The 20,283-nt window shown below is 54.9% G+C and carries 21 protein-coding genes and 2 tRNA genes; 2 read left to right on the top strand and 21 right to left on the bottom strand.

The features are described 5' to 3' along the window. Window positions 1-682: 682 nt before the first annotated feature. From ACJJIO_RS13475 to ACJJIO_RS13465, 3 genes are all read right to left on the bottom strand, one after another. Window positions 683-1,786, bottom strand: coding sequence for a phosphoribosylaminoimidazolesuccinocarboxamide synthase (locus ACJJIO_RS13475; RefSeq protein WP_444908747.1), 1,104 nt, complete (start codon window positions 1,784-1,786; stop codon window positions 683-685). Between the two features lie 278 nt (window positions 1,787-2,064). Continuing rightward, on the bottom strand, window positions 2,065-3,150 hold the full coding sequence (locus ACJJIO_RS13470; RefSeq protein ID WP_252085962.1) for an AI-2E family transporter: 1,086 nt from the start codon (window positions 3,148-3,150) through the stop codon (window positions 2,065-2,067). Window positions 3,151-3,170: 20 nt separating this feature from the next. Beyond that, a complete protein-coding gene (locus ACJJIO_RS13465) occupies window positions 3,171-3,449 on the bottom strand; it encodes a sulfurtransferase TusA family protein (RefSeq protein ID WP_444908746.1) in 279 nt (92 codons plus the stop codon). 208 nt (window positions 3,450-3,657) lie between these two features. Here ACJJIO_RS13465 and ACJJIO_RS13460 point away from each other — a divergent pair, with 208 nt between their 5' ends. Beyond that, the gene (locus tag ACJJIO_RS13460; protein WP_444908745.1) at window positions 3,658-5,166 is read left to right on the top strand and encodes a M48 family metalloprotease; all 1,509 of its coding nucleotides are present in this window, start codon (window positions 3,658-3,660) and stop codon (window positions 5,164-5,166) included. A gap of 80 nt (window positions 5,167-5,246) precedes the next feature. On the opposite strand, the gene nadA is transcribed toward ACJJIO_RS13460, so the two are convergent. Continuing rightward, window positions 5,247-6,299 (bottom strand): quinolinate synthase NadA, encoded by a 1,053-nt coding sequence (gene nadA / locus ACJJIO_RS13455; protein WP_444908744.1) that lies wholly within the window; start codon window positions 6,297-6,299, stop codon window positions 5,247-5,249. Window positions 6,300-6,507: 208 nt separating this feature from the next. Here nadA and ACJJIO_RS13450 point away from each other — a divergent pair, with 208 nt between their 5' ends. Then, a complete protein-coding gene (locus ACJJIO_RS13450) occupies window positions 6,508-7,608 on the top strand; it encodes an NAD(P)/FAD-dependent oxidoreductase (RefSeq protein WP_444908743.1) in 1,101 nt (366 codons plus the stop codon). A gap of 121 nt (window positions 7,609-7,729) precedes the next feature. Here ACJJIO_RS13450 and ACJJIO_RS13445 read toward each other — a convergent pair. The 17 genes from ACJJIO_RS13445 to ACJJIO_RS13365 form a co-directional block, all read right to left on the bottom strand. Beyond that, window positions 7,730-7,805, bottom strand: a tRNA-Lys gene (locus tag ACJJIO_RS13445). 103 nt (window positions 7,806-7,908) lie between these two features. Beyond that, a tRNA-Lys gene (locus tag ACJJIO_RS13440) sits at window positions 7,909-7,984 on the bottom strand. Between the two features lie 131 nt (window positions 7,985-8,115). Next, window positions 8,116-8,793: a 7-cyano-7-deazaguanine synthase QueC gene (gene queC / locus ACJJIO_RS13435; protein WP_444883815.1), complete on the bottom strand. Its 678-nt coding sequence runs from the start codon at window positions 8,791-8,793 to the stop codon at window positions 8,116-8,118. 38 nt (window positions 8,794-8,831) lie between these two features. Further along, complete coding sequence (queE, locus tag ACJJIO_RS13430) at window positions 8,832-9,491, bottom strand: 7-carboxy-7-deazaguanine synthase QueE (protein WP_252084629.1); 660 nt, start codon at window positions 9,489-9,491, stop codon at window positions 8,832-8,834. 125 nt (window positions 9,492-9,616) lie between these two features. Continuing rightward, a complete protein-coding gene (locus tag ACJJIO_RS13425) occupies window positions 9,617-10,441 on the bottom strand; it encodes a YbgF trimerization domain-containing protein (RefSeq protein ID WP_444908742.1) in 825 nt (274 codons plus the stop codon). Between the two features lie 18 nt (window positions 10,442-10,459). After that, window positions 10,460-10,945, bottom strand: a complete 486-nt coding sequence (gene pal, locus ACJJIO_RS13420; protein ID WP_444908741.1) for a peptidoglycan-associated lipoprotein Pal — start codon at window positions 10,943-10,945, stop codon at window positions 10,460-10,462. Window positions 10,946-11,039: 94 nt separating this feature from the next. Further along, on the bottom strand, window positions 11,040-12,335 hold the full coding sequence (tolB, locus tag ACJJIO_RS13415) for a Tol-Pal system beta propeller repeat protein TolB (protein WP_444891298.1): 1,296 nt from the start codon (window positions 12,333-12,335) through the stop codon (window positions 11,040-11,042). Beyond that, window positions 12,332-13,126 carry a cell envelope integrity protein TolA gene (gene tolA, locus ACJJIO_RS13410; RefSeq protein WP_444908740.1) on the bottom strand — a complete coding sequence of 265 codons (795 nt, stop codon included), beginning with the start codon at window positions 13,124-13,126 and terminating at the stop codon, window positions 12,332-12,334. The genes tolB and tolA overlap by 4 nt, the downstream gene beginning before the upstream one ends. A gap of 7 nt (window positions 13,127-13,133) precedes the next feature. Beyond that, window positions 13,134-13,565, bottom strand: a complete 432-nt coding sequence (gene tolR, locus ACJJIO_RS13405; RefSeq protein ID WP_444908739.1) for a protein TolR — start codon at window positions 13,563-13,565, stop codon at window positions 13,134-13,136. Window positions 13,566-13,585: 20 nt separating this feature from the next. Then, the gene (gene tolQ, locus ACJJIO_RS13400; RefSeq protein ID WP_152451559.1) at window positions 13,586-14,275 is read right to left on the bottom strand and encodes a protein TolQ; all 690 of its coding nucleotides are present in this window, start codon (window positions 14,273-14,275) and stop codon (window positions 13,586-13,588) included. A 4-nt stretch (window positions 14,276-14,279) separates the two neighbouring features. Further along, window positions 14,280-14,684, bottom strand: coding sequence for a tol-pal system-associated acyl-CoA thioesterase (gene ybgC / locus ACJJIO_RS13395; protein ID WP_444908738.1), 405 nt, complete (start codon window positions 14,682-14,684; stop codon window positions 14,280-14,282). A gap of 55 nt (window positions 14,685-14,739) precedes the next feature. Next, complete coding sequence (ruvB, locus tag ACJJIO_RS13390; protein ID WP_252084622.1) at window positions 14,740-15,762, bottom strand: Holliday junction branch migration DNA helicase RuvB; 1,023 nt, start codon at window positions 15,760-15,762, stop codon at window positions 14,740-14,742. 24 nt (window positions 15,763-15,786) lie between these two features. Further along, entirely contained in the window at window positions 15,787-16,398 is a 612-nt protein-coding gene (gene ruvA, locus ACJJIO_RS13385) for a Holliday junction branch migration protein RuvA (RefSeq protein WP_444891301.1), read from the bottom strand. Between the two features lie 65 nt (window positions 16,399-16,463). Continuing rightward, the gene (gene ruvC / locus ACJJIO_RS13380; protein WP_444903889.1) at window positions 16,464-16,991 is read right to left on the bottom strand and encodes a crossover junction endodeoxyribonuclease RuvC; all 528 of its coding nucleotides are present in this window, start codon (window positions 16,989-16,991) and stop codon (window positions 16,464-16,466) included. A 166-nt stretch (window positions 16,992-17,157) separates the two neighbouring features. After that, window positions 17,158-17,901 carry a YebC/PmpR family DNA-binding transcriptional regulator gene (locus ACJJIO_RS13375; RefSeq protein WP_252084619.1) on the bottom strand — a complete coding sequence of 248 codons (744 nt, stop codon included), beginning with the start codon at window positions 17,899-17,901 and terminating at the stop codon, window positions 17,158-17,160. A gap of 105 nt (window positions 17,902-18,006) precedes the next feature. After that, the gene (gene aspS, locus ACJJIO_RS13370; protein WP_252084618.1) at window positions 18,007-19,785 is read right to left on the bottom strand and encodes an aspartate--tRNA ligase; all 1,779 of its coding nucleotides are present in this window, start codon (window positions 19,783-19,785) and stop codon (window positions 18,007-18,009) included. A 77-nt stretch (window positions 19,786-19,862) separates the two neighbouring features. Further along, window positions 19,863-20,129, bottom strand: a complete 267-nt coding sequence (locus ACJJIO_RS13365) for an FmdB family zinc ribbon protein (protein ID WP_252084617.1) — start codon at window positions 20,127-20,129, stop codon at window positions 19,863-19,865. Window positions 20,130-20,283: the final 154 nt, after the last annotated feature.

The raw sequence follows: 20,283 nt of genomic DNA, 5'->3' as shown, positions 1-20,283 counted from the left end.
AATTAACACACCAATCATGAATTAAATATTTGAAGCACTGTACCACAAAGAGAAATATAAAATATTACAGGAGATAACGCAGCAACATATAAAGGCAACTAAAGAAACCTGCATAGCAGTACGCAAACAATACCATCGACGTTTTTTTCACTAAAAAAATAACACTCAACCCTTTCCAATAACTACCAAACTCAATCCAACAAAATCCAATTAAGGCAGCCGCATATTCACCCATCCCCTGACATATTTATCCGTAATGAAGTGTCAAATTATCTAATTGCAGTGCAACCTTAAGAGATAACCCTCAGCAAAATCATGAGTGATAGCAATCCGGTTTTACAAAAGCCAAGATAGAGGATAGCACGGGACAAATTTAGCAGAGAGTGATCGCCAGAGTTTTCCATTCCTGTCACCCTGAGCAACACTCTAACGGCTAATGCTATTGACCCAATAATGACTACCTCTCTTATTTGGCCAAATTAGGTATTAAAACCAGCACCGAAATAAAGACTTTATTCTTATTATCTACATTAAATTCTGCATGGACCTTCATACTTCAAGAATAAAAATACAGATGAAAAATACTGCTGATACCTCTCTCTGAGCCATCAGACTTATTCATTAGCTGCAAACAGACATAAAAAAACCGGCGCAAGCGCCGGCTTTTTTATTTAGGCCCAGATCAGTCGACCAGGCCATAATCCTTACGCAACACTTCAAGCAATTCCGCTTTGGGGTTATCGGATATCTCCAGTTTCGTACCAATAATCTTCTCAGCGATACCAACATAAGTATTAGAGAGATCCATCAGCATAGATTCTGGCAGCTCGTTATCGCGAGCCAGAGCCAGGCGCTCATCCATGCGGTCTTTGTTTAGCAGGATATCGGCATCGGGGAAGTAGTTGAGCAGGGCCTGGCGGAAACCCTCTTTGGATTTTTCCACAACCTTGCCCGCGCGGTACTCTTCGCCGTCCCAGATACGGGAGGAGTCCGGGGTACCCACTTCATCCATATAGATCAGTTTTTCTTCACCATTGGCATCGGTGACATAGCCGAACTCAAACTTGGTATCGACAAATACCTGATCGAGCTTTTCCAGCTCGGCAGAAATCAAATCGAAACCTTCTTTCAGCAACTGCTCGTACAGGTCGATATCGCCCGCGCTGCGAAAGCCGAAGGCCGCGAAATTGTCTTCGATATTCTTGCGAGTGACATTGACGTCATCTGCTTCCGGCACGCCGGGGATGCCCTTGAGAATACCTTTGCTGGAGGGGGTAATCAGCAATTCTGGCAACTTCTGGTCTTTCTGCAGGCCATCGGGAATTTCAATGCCGCAGAACTCGCGCTCGCCCTTTTGGTAAGAGCGCCACATAGAGCCAGTGATGTACTGGCGGGCGATCGCTTCGATCATCACCGGGCGCGCCTTCTGTACGATCCACACCAGCGGATGTGGGATATCCAAAATATGGCTGTCGGCCAGGCCCTGCTCTTTAAACCGCTTGAACCAGTGGTTGGAAATCGCGTTCAGTGCCGCGCCCTTGCCGGGTACGCCGCGCATGCCGCCTTCGCCGATCCAGATGCAGTCGAATGCGGAGATGCGGTCGGAAATCACCATTACCGCGAGAGGGGTGTCCGGGGAAACCGGGTAGCCTTTTTCCTCAATCAGGCGGCGGCTATCTTCTTCGCTCAGCCAGTAAACGGAACGGACTTTGCCGCTGTGGACAGGCTTGTCGGTACGGATCGGCAGGTCATTATTGACCGCTAGAACTTTGTCAGCCAGGCTCATGGGCTCTCACCTATTCGAAGGAGCAAATAAAAGAAAGCGCGGCATTCTAGCAATGGCCCGCGTCGATACAAAGAAAAGAAGTTGGCAGGGAGCCCCTGAACAATTCCGTGATGCCTCTGGCTTTCAGGCCGGTTACAGGCAGGGCTCGGCTGTGCAGGAGTGCCTAGACGTTTCAATAAGTCGCAACGCAGAGTGTGAGTCACTCTAAAAGCTCTCTAGGGCGGGCCAGGTATTGCGAAATAACAATGGCTCAGAGGCTCCCTGCGGGTGCGCCGGCATTACTCCGATATACGCTTGGCCTCCCACTCGGCCTGGTGCTCGCTGGTGGGCCAGGCACTCATAATGGCCTTAAGCAGGGTCGCCAGCGGAATAGCGAAGAAGACGCCCCAGAAGCCCCAGATACCGCCGAAAAACAGTACCGCCAGGATAATTGCCACCGGGTGCAGATTGACGGCCTCAGAGAACAACAGTGGCACCAATACATTGCCATCGAGCAGCTGGATAATGCCGTAGGTCATAATCAGGTAGAAAAACTCATTGCTCCAACCCCACTGGAACAGGCCAATGGCCGCCACCGGGATGGTCACCACCGCCGCGCCGATATAGGGAATCAATACACTCAGGCCCACCGCCACCGCCAGCAGCAGGGCGTAATTGACCCCCAGCAACAGGAAGGCGGCGTAGCTCACCGCTGCCACTATACCGATCTCCACTACTTTGCCGCGCACATAGTTGGCCACCTGGTCGTTCATCTCGTGCCAGATCTGGTGCAGCATGGGGCGCTGCTTTGGCAGGAAAGAGGTACACCAGCGGATCAGCTGGTCGGAGTCCTTCAAGAAGAAAAATACCAGGATCGGCACCACCACCACATAAATCAGCAGGCCGGCAAAAATAGGCAGGTTGGTGAGAGAGAAAGCCAGCAGGGTCTGCCCCATGCCACCCAGCTCTTTGCCGAGGGTATTAAAAACCTCGTCGATCTGCGCCGCAGAAATCAGGCGCGGGTAACGCTCCGGCAGTAGCAACAACAGCTCCTGGCCGCGCTGCACCATATTCGGCAACTCCGCACCGAGGCGCACCAGCTGGCGCCAAATAATCGGTAGCACCACAAATAGCAGGCCCACGATAGTGCCCACTAACACCAAGCAGGAAAGTGTTACCGCGAGCCAATGGGGCACCCGCCAGGACTTCAACTTTTGCACCATGCCCTGCATCAGGAAGGCGATTACCAGGGCCGTAAGCACAGGCGCCAGCACACCGCCGAGCGTGGCCAGTACCACCAGCGCTACGGTGAGCAGCAGCACGAGCAACACCACTTCTTCCTGACTGAAGTAGCGGTTCACCCAGCCTTTAACAATCGACAACATAGACTCTCGGGATTGATTCTTCATTTGCCAGCGTACAGCCAATATAGAAAGGTATTATCACGCCTCTCGGCGCGCAGCAGGGGCCTGCCACTCAGTGCGGCAAAGCTGTGAAAATCGCGCCAGGAACCCTCATCGGTGGCCATCACACACAGTAAGGTCCCCGCTTCGTATTGGCGCAGAGCCCTGCGCATAGCCAGCAGAGGCTGGGGGCAGGGCAACTGGCGAGCGTCCACCGTTACCGCCGCATGCCAGTTCGGCACAGGGTTTTTATCAACGGTATCGGAAGGGGGCACGGCCATTGGCTATTTGGTCACAAGCTTTACAGAGCCGCGGATTATAACGCGTAATCTGCGCCAGTTACCGACAATGCTTAACCCTTTTTAACCTTCCCACTGGCGCCGGCCAGAACCTTTACCGCCCCACCCTGTCTAACCCTCGACAGTTCAACGGGGTTGCGTATAGAGTTGGACTATAGATCCTTCATGGACAGACCGAGCAGTAATCAAAATGACTGATCCCCAAAAAAGCCTGCCTCGTCGATCAAACAAAGCGCCTCTCTCACTGCGATTGCGCAATACCCTAAAGGCACTCGGCTTAGGCCTGTTGCTCAGCAGCACTCCCATTGCAGCCACCGCTGACTCTGAGGGAATCCGCCTGCCGGAACTTGGAGACAGCACCAGCGGCCTGGTATCCCCCCAGCGCGAGAAAGAACTGGGCCAAATGTGGCTGCGTATATTTCGCAGTCAGGTTAAAACCTCCTCCGATGCACTGCTGCAGCAGTACGTCGAAAAAACCGTTAAGGGCCTGGCAGAATACAGCCCCCTGGAGGACAAGAATATTGATGTGGTCGTGGTAAATAATGAAACCATGAACGCATTTGCGGTACCCGGTGGCATTATGGGTATTCACACCGGTCTCTTCCTATTTGCGAAAAACGAAGATCAGTTTGCTTCGGTGGTCGCCCACGAACTGGGCCACCTCAGCCAGCGCCACTACGCCCGCTCCCTCGAAGCCCAGCGCAACAACACCCTGCCCACCCTGGCCGGCATGCTCGGCGCCCTGGTACTCGCCGCCACCGCCGGTGGCGAAGCGGGGCTCGCCGCCCTAACCGCAACTCAGGCCGCAGCGCTCGACAGTCAGCTGCGCTTTAGCCGCAAGAATGAACAGGAGGCCGATCGGGTCGGTATCGAAACCTTGGCAAGATCCGGCCGCGATCCAGATGCCGCCGGCGAGATGTTCGAGCAGATGCTCAAAGCCACCCGCTACTACCGCCGCCCACCAGAGTTTCTGCTGACCCACCCGGTGACAGAGAAGCGTATCGCCGACGCCAAGCTGCGCTCCCAGCGCATGGAGGATGTCGAACCCAGCGATAGCCGCGATTACCATATGATGCGCGCGCGAATTCGCCTGGCCACTGAAGCCACGCCACAGCAGGCCGTTAAACGCTTCCAGGCCGAACTTAATGGTATCCATGACAACGAAGATGCCGCCCGCTACGGCCTGGCATTGGCACAAATCGCAGCAGGAAGGCCGGATTCCGCCCTGGACACCCTGCAGCCGCTCCTCGATAAGGAGCCCTCCAAAGCGGCTTTTGTCCTGGCGCGCGCCGATATTGACCTGGTACGCCAAGACTATTCAGGCGCCACCCAGCGCTTACAACAGGCACTGGACCGCAACCCCGGCGACCACGCCCTGGTGATGGGGCTCGCCAACGCTCATTTTAAAGCGGGCAATTATCTGGCGGCAGAGCGCATGCTGGCCAAATACAGCCGGGTGCGCAAGAAAGACCCCGCCGTATGGTACCTATTGGCCGAGAGCCATGGCTTGGCCGGGGATATCGTCGGGGTGCACGAGGCACGAGCCGAATACTATATTTTGATCGGTGTTTTCGATAAGGCCCTGCAGCACCTGCGCCACGGCATTCGCATGACCAAAGACGACTATCAAACCAATGCCATCCTGAAACAGCGCCTTAAAGACGTCATCAAGATGCAGGAAAAAGCCAAGGAGCTTTGACCTCACTCATTAACAACACAAACAAAAAGAGCGGCCTCTAGCCGCTCTTTTTTATTGGCACTGGAGCCCGCTAGGCACCTTTAACCCTTGCGGAAATCCAGCATTCTCTGCAGCGGAATCATCGCCTTACGGCCCAACTCCGCATCTACAAAGATCTCGTTATCACCGCGCTCCAACACCCCACACAAATTCTCCAGGGAGTTCATCGCCATCCAAGGACAGTTCGCACAGCTGCGGCAGGTGGCGCCAGCTCCGGCAGTGGGGGCAACCATCAATTCTTTATCCGGGCACTCCTGCTGCATCTTGTAGAAGATGCCCTGGTCGGTAGCCACGATAAAGCGCTTCTCTGGCCGGGTCTTGGCTGCATTGATTATCTGCGAGGTGGAACCCACCACATCCGCCAGTGCAACCACCGAGGCAGGGGATTCCGGGTGCACCAACACTACGGCATCCGGGTAGAGCGCCTTCAGGTCCTCCACACCTTTCGCCTTGAACTCCTCGTGCACAATACAGGAGCCATCCCAAAGCAGAACATCCGCACCGGTTTCACGCTGCACATAACCACCGAGATGCTTATCCGGGGCCCACAGGATTTTTTCACCGTTGGCATCCAAGTGGTCCACTACATCCAGGGCGATACTGGAGGTAACCACCCAGTCCGCTCTCGCCTTCACCGCCGCAGAGGTATTGGCATAGACAACGACCGTGCGATCCGAATGCTGATCACAGAACTCGGAAAACTCATCCGGGGGACAGCCCAAATCCAGGGAGCAGGTAGCCTCCAGGGTGGGCATTAACACACGCTTATTCGGCGTCAGGATCTTGGCGGTCTCGCCCATAAACTTCACACCGGCCACCACCAGGGTATCGGCGCTATGCTTGGCACCAAAGCGGGCCATCTCCAGAGAGTCGGATACACAGCCACCAGTCTCTTCGGCCAACGCCTGGATTAATGGGTCTGTGTAATAGTGAGCCACTAACACGGCATTCTGCTCTTTAAGCAGACGCTTGATACGCTCGCGCCAGGCTTGCAACTCCTCCTCACTGTACTGAGACATAACCGGCTCCGCCAAGTGCGCCTGCACCAGGGAGAGGGAATCTACCGTTTCTGCAACAACGGACTTTTGGGTCATGGCTAACTACCACCAGCGAAAAACGCGCAGTATACCGCATTGCGACGCCATATCAGCGCACCTAAAGTATCAACAGCTGGTAATTCGACAGCACCGCAAGATGAGTTACGCCCCATGCCCGGGCTACAGAGCCCAGGAGAACAGAGAAGCAGTTTTGCGAGCCCACATCCAGGCAAAAAAGCCTTCCTATTAATGGGGAACCCCTAAAATGGAGCAGGTTGAAAACATTGTGATTGGTGCTGGAGCCATTGGCCTCGCCAGTGCCTATACCCTGGCCATTAGAGGGCAGGATGTGCTGGTTCTGGAACAACACACCAATATCGGCACAGAGATTAGCGCCCGCAGCAGCGAGGTGATCCACGCCGGCATTTACTACCCAAGCAGCAGCTTAAAGGCTAAAGCCTGTGTCGCGGGCAAAGCCAAGCTGTATCGTTTTTGCCGCGAGCATGCGGTCCCACACAAAGCCATCGGCAAATTAATCCTGGCTACCAACGAAGCCCAACTCCCCCAACTCAAAGCCTTGAAAGCCCAAGGAGATAAGAATGGCGCCGGCCATTTACAGCTGCTGAGCGCAAAAGAAGCCAAGGTAATGGAACCCCAGCTGCAGTGTCACAGTGCAATTTATTCACCCACCACAGGTATCTTCGATAGCCACGCCCTACTATTGGCACTGCAGGGCGCCCTGGAAGCACATGGCGGCCAAGTGGCACTAGACACAGCGGTAAAAAAACTATCGCGTGAAAGTGACCACTACCAACTCACCATGAGAGATGGCTACCAGCTCGGTACCAAGAATTTGATCGTAGCCGCAGGGCTACACAGCCACCAACTGCTCTGTAAAATCAACGACAAAAGTATTCGACAACTAGTCCCAAACCAATTCCTGGCAAAGGGGAATTATTTTTCTCTCGACCACAAACCCCCTTTTTCCCACCTGATCTACCCCCTGCCAGAACCCGGCGGACTGGGCACTCATCTCACACTGGATTTGGAGGGCTATGCCCGCTTTGGACCCGACGTTGAGTGGGTAGAAAAAATTGATTACACCGTGGATAAAAAACGAGGGGAAAGGTTTTATAAAAGTGTTCGCCTTTATTGGCCCGAGCTCCCCGCAGAAAGCCTAAAGCCAGATTACGCTGGCATTCGCCCAAAGCTCACGGCAAAAGGCGGCCCAACCGAGGACTTCAAAGTATTCCACTGGGGCGAAAATCAAGAACCACAACTAGTAGCCTTTTTCGGCATTGAGTCACCCGGCCTTACCAGTTGCTTATATTTAGGGGAGATGGCAGCAGACTGTATTTGCCGCTAAATACTGCACTCCGTGAAGACAAATAAATGCCTTAAAGGCTCAGCCAAGTAGGGAATTTTCAGGCGCGAGCAAACCAGTGCTCACATGAAAGTAAAAAAATAAAAGTAAATCTGTAGAGAAATGGTGGGTCGTGCTGGATTCGAACCAGCGACCAATTGGTTAAAAGCCAACTGCTCTACCAACTGAGCTAACGACCCTTAGGAAGTTGGGCGAACTTGGTATGTCCCAACTCAGGATGCTTTTACTTCTCTCGCAGATCTGTAAAAGCTGTGGGGTTACTGTGGATATCCCCGGCGGAAATGGTGGGTCGTGCTGGATTCGAACCAGCGACCAATTGGTTAAAAGCCAACTGCTCTACCAACTGAGCTAACGACCCTTTTCCGTGCCTCGATGTGAGGAGCTGCGTATCTTACGGATCTATTTTGAAAAGACAATACCTAACCCGAAAAAAAATCTAACAAATTTAAGGGGTTAGGTATTTCCCATAAAAATGACACCAACTGACAATCAGCTGGCATACACCGTAGGGTCCGCCAGGCCTGCTTCCGTAAATCCCGCAGCACGCAGCCGACAACTATCGCAGCGACCACAGGCCGCACCATCTGGGCGCGCCTGGTAACAGGATACCGTCAAACTGTAATCAACCCCAAGACGGGTTCCCTCGAGTACAATATCCGCCTTACTCATCTGCATCAGCGGCGCTCTCACAGAGAGCTTGTTTCCCTCTACCCCAGCGCGGGTAGCGAGGTTGGCCATCTTTTCATAGGCCTCGATATACTCCGGCCGGCAATCCGGATAGCCAGAGTAATCCACCGCATTGACGCCGACAAAAATATCCTGAGCTCCAAGCACCTCGGCCCAGCCAAGGGCAATAGAGAGGAATACCGTATTGCGAGCCGGTACATAGGTAACCGGGATGCCACTGGTTTCCTCTTCGGGAACCTCAATACTGTCATCGGTTAGGGCCGAGCCGCCAATTGAACGCAGATCGAGCTTCACCACTTTGTGCTCTGCCGCTCCGAGATCAGCGGCTACGCGCTTTGCCGCTAACAATTCAGCTTCGTGCCGCTGACCGTAATCAAAACCCAAGGCATAACATTCATAACCTTCTGCACGCGCCATGGCGAGCACTGTGGCCGAGTCGAGGCCACCGGACAGCAAAATTACCGCTTTCTTTGCAGTCATCTCTTCCTCAATTTTTCAATCCACAATCACCGGGCCAATCAGACACCCGGGATATCTCCCCACAGCAATTTGTGCAGCTGCATCTGCATGCGCACCGGCAACCCATCGGCCAGCACCCACTCCGCCAGCTGCCGCGCCGGCAATTGCTCATAGCTGGGCGAGAAAAGTACCTCCCCTACACGCTCTGGCAAGTTGTACTGATCCAGGGTAAATCTGGCCCACTCGTAATCGCCCCGGTCACAGATCACAAATTTGATCTGGTCATCGCGGGTGAGCACCTGCATATTTTCCATGCGGTTGCGGTGCTGCTCTCCGGAAGCTGGGGTTTTCAGATCCACAACCCGGGATACCCGTGGGTCCACCTGATCCACCGGCATGGCGCCACTGGTCTCCAATGATACCGAGTAGCCGGCGTCGCAAAGAGCTTCAAGTAAGGGCAGGCAATTGGGCTGGGCCAGAGGTTCGCCGCCAGTTACACACACATGGCGTGCGGGATGGCTTTGCACCTGCTGCAATATTTGCTCCAGGGTCATGCGCTCGCCGCCATAAAAAGCATATTCCGAGTCACAATAGGTACAGCGCAACGGACAACCGGTCAGTCGAACAAAAACCGTAGGCAGGCCACTTTCCCGCGCTTCTCCCTGAAGGGAGTAGAAAATCTCACTAATTCTGAGTGATTCTTTAGACAGATTGGTCATACACACCCGACACAAAAACGCCCGAATGGCACATGCCATCCGGGCGCGGGATCATAGGCTTTTTCTGCTCAAAAAACCAGCGATGCGAATTAGGCAACAGCAGCAGTTATTACTGCCACACCGGGCTAGAAGTTCTCCTGCAGATATTTTTTAGCCAGGTTTGATGCACGGGCATCACTCGCCGCCACCTGCTCCAGCAGGTTGCGCGCTTTCTGCTGATCTCCCAGCTGGTGGTAAACCGTTCCCAGCTTGTAACGACCATCCCAGACTTTATTAGAGTTCGGGTAGCCGTCCAGCAGGGCCACAAACCATCCGCGGGCCTCTTCCAAATTTCCCTGTACCAGCGCTATCTCACCCAGCCAATAATTGGCATTGGGGGCATACTGACCGTTGGGAAAGTCTTGTAGCAGACTCTTGAATTCAGCACTGGCGCCACCGTAGTCACCATTGCGAGCCAGACCAAAGCTGGCCTGATAGCGGTCGCGTTCACTCTTGCCGTCTTTCGGCCCCTGGGGCTTGGGCGGCATTGAGGAACCCCCTCCAACAGAGGCGCCACCACTGCCTTTAGTATCCACCGGCGGCTGAGCTGAGGGCTCTGTACCACTCAGGCGCGCTATACGCCGGTCCAGATCCATATAGTCCTCGGTGCGCTGTTGTTTGAGACGCTTTATCTCGTGGCGCAGCTCCTCAACCGTACCGCGCAATTCGCGCACTTCCTGCTGCAATACCTGCATCTGGTAGTAGGCTTCAGCCTGGGGGTTGGTCTTAGCTTTGGGACTGGGGGTTGTGGCGCGGGCGAGGTAGATGTCCTCGTTACTAGCGTCACTTGAGACGGTCGACGACTCCTGGCTGCTGGCAGTCAGGTCGACAATCGGGGCTTGGGAGAATACGGGCGATGCCGCAGCCATTATGGCAGCGGCGATCGCCAGTTTTCTAATCGTAAAAGCCATTGGCATCCATTTTGACGATTAGTTAATAACAACGCGACGGTTCATCGCACGGGCAGCTTCGTTAGAGCCCATTTGAGCCGGGCGCTCTTCACCGTAGCTGATTACTTCCAGGTTAGCTGCGTCTACGCCCTGCAGTACCAAAAAGTCGCGTACAGCATTGGCGCGGCGCTCACCCAGAGCCAGGTTGTACTCGCGGGTGCCCAGTTCGTCAGCGTGGCCTTCGAGGCGAACAGCAGTAGCATTACTGCGCATGCGGTCGGCGTGACGGATCAGCAGTTCACGGGTTTCCGGCTTCAGCAGGGACTGGTCGAAGTCAAAGTAAACCACATTTTCCAACGGAGCCATGGTTTCAGCTTCATCTACAACGTTAGTTTCAACTTGAGTATCAGCCTCAGGCTGAGTGTACTCTTCACCGCTGGTGTTGTCGCTGCTGGTATTGCTACAACCGGCCATTACTGCCAGAACACAGGCCAACCCCAGGCCCGTTTTTACTGATTTCAACATAAGCTACTCCGCTTTTAGTGTTATCGAAAATCCTGAAAGATTTTTAAAATTGGTCTTATAAATACCCTACGCTTCAGAGCGCTGGGCCCCCACCTCAATCAAAGTATGGCGACCATGCCGGTTCACGGACATCGCCTCTCTGTGAGGGTAAGTTGTACTTCACCCCGGCATCCAGCGATACCGCAGCCAGAATGCCCTTGTCTCCGCGCTTGGTTGCGTACATCAGCATGGCCCCATTGGGTGCAATGCTGGGGGACTCATCCAGGGTGGTCTCCGTGAGGACACGCATCCTGCCCGAGTTAATATCCATCGTGGCGATGGTAAAGGTTCCCCGGTTGCGATGTACCATGACCAACGTTTTCCCATCAGGAGAAACACGCGGCCGCGCATTGTAGTCGCCATCGAAGGTTAAGCGGTCGACTTGACCAGTGGCAAGAGTCAATTGGTAAATTTGTGGCTTCCCTCCCCTATCTGAGGTGAAAACCAGCGATTTACCATCCGGCATCCAGTTCGGCTCGGTATCGATGGAGAAGTGTCTGGTCATACGGGTGAACTTACCACTCGCCAAATCCAGTACATAGATCTCCGGGTTGCCGTCCTTGGAGAGCACCATCGCCAACTTGGTTCCATCAGGAGACCAGGTTGGCGAGCTATTGATGCCCTTGAAGTTGGTTAGTTGTTTGCGTTCGCCTGTGCGCAAGTTTTCGCGGAAGATCGCCGGGCGACCGGTTTCGAAAGAAACATAGGCCAACTCCTGGCCGTTGGGCGACCACATGGGTGACATCACCGGCGCACTAAAGCGACGGATCTGCTTGGCGCGGGCACCGTCGATATCCGAGCGCATCAGCACATAGCTGGGCTTGCCGCCACGCCTCTCTTCCTGCACATACACCATCTCTGTGGAGAAGGCGCCGCGAATACCAGTGATGGCCTCAAAGATTTCATCGGCGGCGCGGTGGGCGATATCGCGCAACTGGGTTTGGCCGCCGCGTACCTGTTTGGTGAACATCTTGTGCTGGCCGAAAACATTAACCAGGTCAAAAGTCAGCAGGTAGCCCGAGGCCTGAGGCTCGATACGGCCGGTAACAATGTACTCGGTGCCGAGGATACGCCAATCGCGGAACACCACATCTTCCGGAGTTTTAGGGAAGGACAGCATGTCCTCCTTGGGTACCGGAGAAAAAAGGCCGCTGCGGCGCAGGTCGGCAGAAATAATTCCAGAGACATCCTCTTTGAGGACACCACCACCTGACCAGCTGAATGGGGATACCGCGATCGGGGTGGGGTCATCGATACCACTGGTGATATCCACCACCAGCTGGGCGCGAGCCCCCAGGCTCACCGAGGCGATTGCAATAATGACGACTGTCTTCAGTAAACTCTTGATCATTGGCGCAGATCTTCAGGGTTAAAGTTCAAAGTTGTAGTTCGGACATGCCGCTCAAACGCTGTCGGCTCCTCCCTGGCCAACTCAGCCACCTCGGGAAAAACTTCCACTTTGCGAATGGCGGTAAGCACCGAGCGATCGAAAGGCGCATTGCCACTGCTCTCAATAATATTCGCTGCCACCACCCGGCCGGTGGGGACAAAATTAATTTTCACTACTGTGCGCATACCATTGCGAGCACTGGGTGGACGACTCCATACAGACTGTATACGCTGTTGAATTGCCTCACCAACTGAACCTACTGCTCGCAATCCATCATTGGCATCGAGCAGCTCCTGCTCATCTTCCAGCGCTTCATTGAAAGAGCTCTCTCGCTCTTTGGCCAGCTGCTCCTTGAGTTCTTTTTCCTTACGCTCTTTTTCTTTGCGCTCTTTCTCGCGCTGGGCCTTCTCCTGCTTAGCCTTGCGATCGGCTTCGACTTTGGCCTTGCGTTTTTTCTCCGCTTCCTGCTTTTTCTTTTGCTCCAGGGCCGCGCGGCGCTTGCGCTCGACTTCGGCCTTGCGTTTTTGCTCAGCCTCGCGCTGGGCGCGCTGCTGAATTTTGTCTACTTTTTTGGGCAGTTTCTTCTTTGGCGTCGCCGCCTCAATAGTTACCAGCTTGGCCTGCACAAACTTCGGCATCGGTTTGCGCTCGGGCATACTGCTGGCTTCCCAACCATAGGTAATGGCAGTAATTAGCGCCCCGTGTAACAGGAGGCTAATTATTATCGCCAATACATAAAAGCCTTTATTCACCGGCACCCTACCCCTGCGGTGGCTCTGTCACCAAGCCGACACTGGGTGCACCCGCCTGCTGCAGCTCGGTCATGGCATTGACGATTAAACCGTAGCGGGCCTCGCTATCGCCCCACACCAGCACCGGAGTTTTCGGCTTTTGCCGCAACACCTTGGCCACCGTCTCCTTGATCTCAGTGAGAGACTTGGCCTCCTGCTCATCGGTACCCAGATTTAGGTAATAGGTGCCATCGCCACGCACCGAAATAATCAAAGGCTCCTCATCGGTGTCCTCCATCGGCGCCGAGGGCGCATTTGGCAGGTCCACTTTGACCCCTTGCATCAACAATGGTGCCGTGACCATAAAGACAATCAACAGCACCAGCATCACATCGATGTAGGGCACCACATTGATCTCGGAGACCAGCTTTTTCTTGGTTCCCTTGCGAAACACACTCATAGGGTTCGCCTACTCACTACTCAGCCGGAGTGCACTTTGCGGTGCAGGATAGAGGAAAACTCCTCGGCGAAAGTTTCGTAGCTGGACAACAGCCACTCCGCCTTGGCCGAGTAACGGTTGTAGGCCATTACCGCGGGAATCGCCGCGAACAAACCCATGGCCGTTGCCACCAATGCCTCACTGATACCCGGGGCTACAGTGGCAATGGTGGCTTGGTGCATAGTGGCGAGCCCGCGGAAGGAGTTCATAATCCCCCAAACGGTGCCGAACAGGCCGATATAGGGGCTAACGGAGCCTACAGTCGCGAGAAACGGCAGGTTCATCTCTACCTTTTCCTGTTCCCGGGACATGGCCACGCGCATGGCGCGCTCGGTACCTTCCATAACCGCTTCCGGGCCACTACTGCCCTGCTGGCGCAGGCGGGTAAACTCGGTAAAGCCGGCGCGAAACAGGGATTCGACCCCATCGGTCTTTCCTTTTTCGGCACGCTCGTTGCCCTCGCGGAACAGTTTGTTCAGATCTGCACCGGACCAGAAACGACGTTCAAAATTATTGAGCGCGCGTTTGGCCTGGGATAAGTAGAGCCCGCGCTGGATAATCATGACCCAGGACACCACAGAAGCCAGTAACAGCAGCAACATGACGAGCTGTACCAACAGGCTGGCGTTCTGAATTAGCCCCCAAAGAGAAAGTTGTTCACCGGCGTTCATCTTCTTAAATAACTGCCTTTAATGCTGAATAAATAGGTTCCGGCAGGGCACAGGGCCTGCGGCTGTCGTCAGCGACACAGGCCACTTTGACCACGCCTTCGCAAATTAGCTCATCGCCGCGCCAAATTTTTTGCTCAAAAGTCACTGCGGCACGCCCCAGTTTGCCAATCGCCGCCGTGGCGCGCAACGCATCATCGAGCCTGGCGGAACGACGGTACTGGACCTCGGCGGAATGTACCACCAACAGTACACCTTCCTGCGGCATCGCCGGCTTATCATACCCGAGGAAGCGCAACAGTTCTGTGCGCGCGCGCTCCATATACTTCAAATAATTCACGTAATACACGATGCCGGCCGCATCGGTATCTTCGATATAAACCCTTACAGGAATACCGAACTCTTCCTTCATTGAATTTCCCTCACTTCCACAGCCACCCAACCCAACAGTACCAGGTGCTGAATCATCAACTGACCTTATCCGGCTTAGGCAGGCCAAAATGTTCATAGGCGAGCCCGGTAACTACTCGCCCACGGGGTGTCCGGGCAATATAGCCCTGCTGGATCAGGTAGGGCTCCAATACATCTTCCAGAGTATCCCGCTCTTCGCTCACAGCAGCGGCGAGACTATCCACCCCCACGGGACCACCATCAAATTTCTCGATCATCGCCAACAGCATACGTCGATCCAGAGAGTCGAAGCCTTTTGCATCCACATTGAGCATATTCAAAGCGGCATCGGCGATATCAGCATCCACCGCACCATCGCCCTTAACATCTGCGTAATCGCGCACACGGCGCAGCAGGCGATTGGCAATCCTCGGGGTACCGCGGGCGCGACGCGCCACTTGTAAGGCTCCGCCTTCATCCATCTCAACCCCCATCAACCTAGCGGAGCGACGCACGATACTGGTGAGGTCTTGCACGTTGTAGAATTCCAGCCGCTGCACTATGCCGAATCGATCGCGTAGGGGCGAGGTGAGCAGGCCCGCTCTGGTAGTGGCCCCCACCAGAGTAAAGGGTGGCAGATCCAACTTGATTGAACGCGCCGCCGGCCCCTCGCCGATCATAATATCCAGCTGGTAATCCTCCATGGCCGGATACAAAACCTCTTCTACATGGGGGCTGAGCCTGTGAATCTCGTCGATAAACAGTACGTCCCCAGGTTCCAAATTCGTCATTAGCGCGGCTAGATCACCGGCCTTCTCCAGTACCGGGCCCGAGGTGGTCTTAATGGCCACTCCCATCTCTGCGGCAATAATATTGGCCAGAGTGGTTTTACCCAGACCTGGAGGACCGAATACCAATGTGTGATCCAAGGCCTCTTTGCGCAGTTTGGCCGCCTGAATAAAGATCTCCATCTGCTCGCGCACCACTGGCTGACCCACATAGTCGGCCAGTGCTTTGGGGCGCACAGCGCGGTCGTACTGTTCTTCCTGCCCAGAGGGCCCCGCTGGTTCGGGGGCCACTAAACGATCGGCTTCAATCATCGCAACAACTCCAAGCCTCCCGCTTTAGGCGGGTGCCATGCCCTTTAGGGCCAGGCGGATAAGGGTGGCACTGTCGGCTTCCGGCTGCTCCTTGCTCGCGCGGGCCACCATTTTGCTGGCCTCAGTGGGCTTGTAACCCAGGGCCACCAGGGCGCTCTCGGCCTCGCCGGTATGATCTACCTTGGGTGCTGTGGCTGCCGCCATCAATGGAATATCGTTGGAATCACCGAAATCCGGGGTCAACTTATCGCGCAGCTCTACAATCAAACGCTCGGCCGTCTTCTTGCCAACGCCTGGTACCTTTACCAGTGCCGCAACATTATCCTCAGCCACACAGCGTGCCAAAGCCGCACCATCGAGACCGGATAAAATCGCCAGAGCCATCTTGGGGCCCACACCACTGACCTTGATCAGGGTCCTGAACAGTTTGCGATCGGCGTCGCGGATAAAGCCGTAGAGTTGCTGGGCCGTTTCGGAAACCGCCAAGTGCGTGTGTACTCGAACCGGCTGTCCCAGGGCGGGCAATTCAAAAATTGTGGTCATAGGCGCGAGTACTTCGTAGCCCACCCCTTGCACATCAATCAGTAACAAAGGGGGCTGTACCGCGGCCAGAGTGCCACTCAGTCTTCCAATCATGTGTTGTTCCAGGTTTATCTATCGCTGCCCACAATGAGAATGAGGGCCAAGTTCTGCAGAGTTTTCTAAACGCTGAGGCGACCGCGGCGAAAGCGGCTGCGCGCTCCGCCGGCGGTAAATAGCAGAGTCTGCTCCGTGTGCATATGGCAGAGAGCCACGGCGAGTGCATCGGCGGCATCCTCCTGGGGAGTCCCCGGTAGTGACAGCAAAGTTTTGACCATGTGCTGCACCTGCAGCTTATCGGCTGCACCACTGCCCACCACCGCCTGCTTGACCTTGCGCGCCTCATACTCAGCCACGGCGAGACCACTATTGGCCCCGGCCACTATGGCTGCACCGCGCGCCTGGCCCAGTTTCAGTGCTGAGCCCGCACTCTTAGACATAAATACATTCTCAATTGCCATCTGCGCCGGTTGGTATTGCTGGGCAATCTGAGAAACCGCATCGAAAATCAGCTTTAGGCGCTCAGGTAGGGGGCCTTCGGGAATACGAATTACCCCACTGGCCACATAGCGGGCATTACCCCGTTCTACATCAATAATTCCATAGCCGGTTTTACGCGAGCCGGGGTCAATACCCAGGATTCGGGTCAAGAGGTGTTCCCCAAATATCTGTATGTTTATATAGTGGCGGGAGTGTCCCAAGGTGGGAGCGAGGCGTCAAGGGAGATCGCAGACAGCATAGAAAAAGTGGCTATCTGCTGAAGCGATATGAGGGTAAACCGGAGCAAACACCGTCCGCCCCGGTCTGAACTGGGACTCAGCCCAGCTCTTCCATCACCTCTGCTGGAATATCCGCGTTGGTGTAAACATTTTGCACATCGTCGAGATCTTCCAGCATCTCGATCAGGGCCAACACCTTCTCTGCCCCCTCTTTATCCAACGGGATAGTGGTGGACGGAATCATGGCGATTTCAGCGCTGTCCGGCGTGAAGCCTGCGGCTACCAGCGCATCTTTCACCGTGAGGTAATCCTGGAATTCAGTGGTCACCTCAACGCTGCCATCATCGTTGGTTTCGATATCCTCAGCACCCGCTTCCAGGGCCGCTTCCATCAGCGCGTCTTCATCCACGCCAATATCGTAAAACATCTGGCCTTTGCGGGTGAACAGATAACTTACGGAGCCATCGGTACCCAGGTTGCCGCCGCGCTTGGAGAAAGCGTGGCGAACCTCGGCCACTGTACGGTTGCGGTTGTCGGTCAGACACTCCACCAGTACTGCGACACCGCCGACACCGTAACCTTCATAAACCACAGCTTCATAGTTATCACCCTCCGCATTGCCGGCGCCGCGGGCAATGGCTTTATCGATGGTGTCGCGCTTCATGTTCGCGCCCAGAGCCTTGTCGATAGTCGCGCGCAATGTCGGGTTATCGTCCGGGTTGGGGCCCGCCTTGGCAGCTACGGTCAGCTCACGAATGATCTTGGTAAAGATCTTACCGCGCTTGGCATCCTGAGCCGCTTTACGGTGCTTGATATTGGCCCATTTACTATGTCCGGCCATGTTCCGTCTCTCTTCAATCTGTGCGAGGGATGGGCCAATAAGCGAAGCGAAATGCCCATCACCACGATTTGACAGGCCCGCTTCGCCCGGCCCGTCGGGGGAAAATCAGCTGATTTTTTCTTCTTTCTGGCGCAGGCGGATATTCAGCTCGCGCAACTGCTTGGCATCCACCGTGCCCGGAGCATCCGTCATGACACAGGCGGCACTCTGGGTTTTGGGGAAGGCAATCACATCGCGAATAGAATCGCTGCCAGTCATCAACATTACCAAGCGGTCCAAACCAAAGGCCAGGCCTCCATGGGGCGGCGCACCATACTTGAGAGCATCCAGCAGGAAGCCAAATTTCTCGCGCTGCTCTTCTTCATCGATACCGAGAATACGGAATACCGCCTGCTGCATGGCCTGGTCGTGGATACGCACAGAACCACCGCCCAGCTCGGTACCATTCAGCACCATATCGTAGGCGCGCGACAGTGCCCCCAGTGGGTTCTGCTCTAATTCTTCTGGGCTACAGGAAGGTGCAGTAAACGGATGGTGCAACGCGGTGAGGCTGCCGTCTTCATTTTCCTCGAACATCGGGAAGGCCACTACCCACAGGGGCGCCCACTCACTGGTGTACAGATTGAGGTCTTCACCCAGTTTGCAGCGCAGCGCACCCAGCGCTTCGGAGACCACTTTGGCAGTATCCGCGCCGAAGAAAATAATATCGCCGCTCTCAGCCTCAAGCCGATCAAGAATGGCAGCACGAGTCTCAATGGGCAGGAATTTCACGATCGGCGACTGCAGGCCATTCTCCAGGTCGGAGCGGTCGTTCACCTTCACATAGGCCAGACCCTTGGCACCGTAGATGCCCACAAACTTGCCGTAGTCATCGATCTGCTTGCGGGTCAGCTTGTCGCAACCACCGCTCACCTTGATAGCCGCTACGCGACCTTTGGGATCATTGGCCGGTCCAGAGAACACCTTGAAGTCCACTTCGGTCATCAGGTCTTTGATCTCTACCATTTCCAGCGGAATGCGCAGATCCGGCTTGTCAGAGCCGTAGCGCAACATCGCCTGGTAATGGGACATACGTGGGAATTCACCCAACTCAATGCCTTTCAATTCCTTGAACAGCTTGCGCACCATGCCCTCAGTGATCGACATAATCTCTTCTTCGTCGAGGAAAGAAGTCTCTATATCGATCTGAGTGAATTCCGGCTGGCGATCGGCGCGCAGGTCTTCATCACGGAAACACTTGGCAATCTGGTAGTAACGATCGAAGCCGGACACCATCAACAACTGTTTAAACAGCTGCGGAGACTGCGGCAGGGCAAAGAATTTGCCATCGTGGGTGCGGCTCGGCACCAGGTAATCGCGCGCGCCTTCGGGGGTGGCGCGGGTCAGGATCGGGGTTTCGATATCGAGGAAACCGTGCTCATCCAGATAATTGCGAATGGCCGTGGTGAGCTTGGAGCGGAAATACAGATTGTTCTGCATCTCGTTGCGACGCAGGTCCAGGTAGCGGTACTTGAGGCGCACGTCCTCACCCACAGCGGTGTGCTCATCCAGCTGGAAAGGCACCGTCTCTGCCGTGTTGAGAATTTCAAGCTCAGTGCCGTAAACCTCAACTTCACCAGTCACCATATTCGGATTAAGGGCTTCGGGCGCGCGGGCGCGCACACGGCCGGTGACCTTGAGAACATATTCGCTGCGCACGCGATCGGCCATTTCGAAATGCTCGGCCGCATCCGGGTCGAATACCACCTGAACAATTCCCTCGCGGTCGCGCAGGTCGATAAAGATTACACCGCCGTGATCGCGGCGGCGGTCGACCCAGCCACAGAGGGTTACTACACGGTCTATGTCCGCGGAACGAAGGACGCCACAGTAGTCGCTGCGCATGGATGAAAATTCCCGTTATCGATAGGTAAAAAGGTTAAATAGAGAGTACACCGCACAAGCGGCTCCGCACAGCGGGTTTAAGCCGTCTTCGCCGTTTTTGCCGGCTGGCCACTTTTAGCTTTACTGCCATTGGCCGCATCACCGGCCAAATTTTTCTTACTGCCGGTCTTAAAATCTGTCTCGTACCAGCCGCCGCCCTTGAGGCGAAATCCCGCTGCTGAAATCTTCTTGTGCAACTCGGCCTTGTCACAGGCTGGACAGTCTTTGAGGGGGTTGTCGCTCATGCGCTGCAAGGCCTCCATCTCGTGGCCGCAGGCATTGCACTGGTATTCATAGATCGGCATTACTCGGTACCCGATGCTGGAAAAAGGGGGACAGAGTATACATGAGCCCCCCAGAGGGAAGAAGCAGGCACCCCCTTTTGGCCTTTGCAGAAGGGGTTTGGGATCTCAAAATAGGTACAAAATAAGGAAAAAGCACTATTTTTCTAGTATTTTC

The sequence above is a fragment of the Microbulbifer mixtoriginis (SeqCode) genome (genome assembly GCF_052467235.1).
This window is presented reverse-complemented; position numbering and strand designations above follow the sequence as displayed.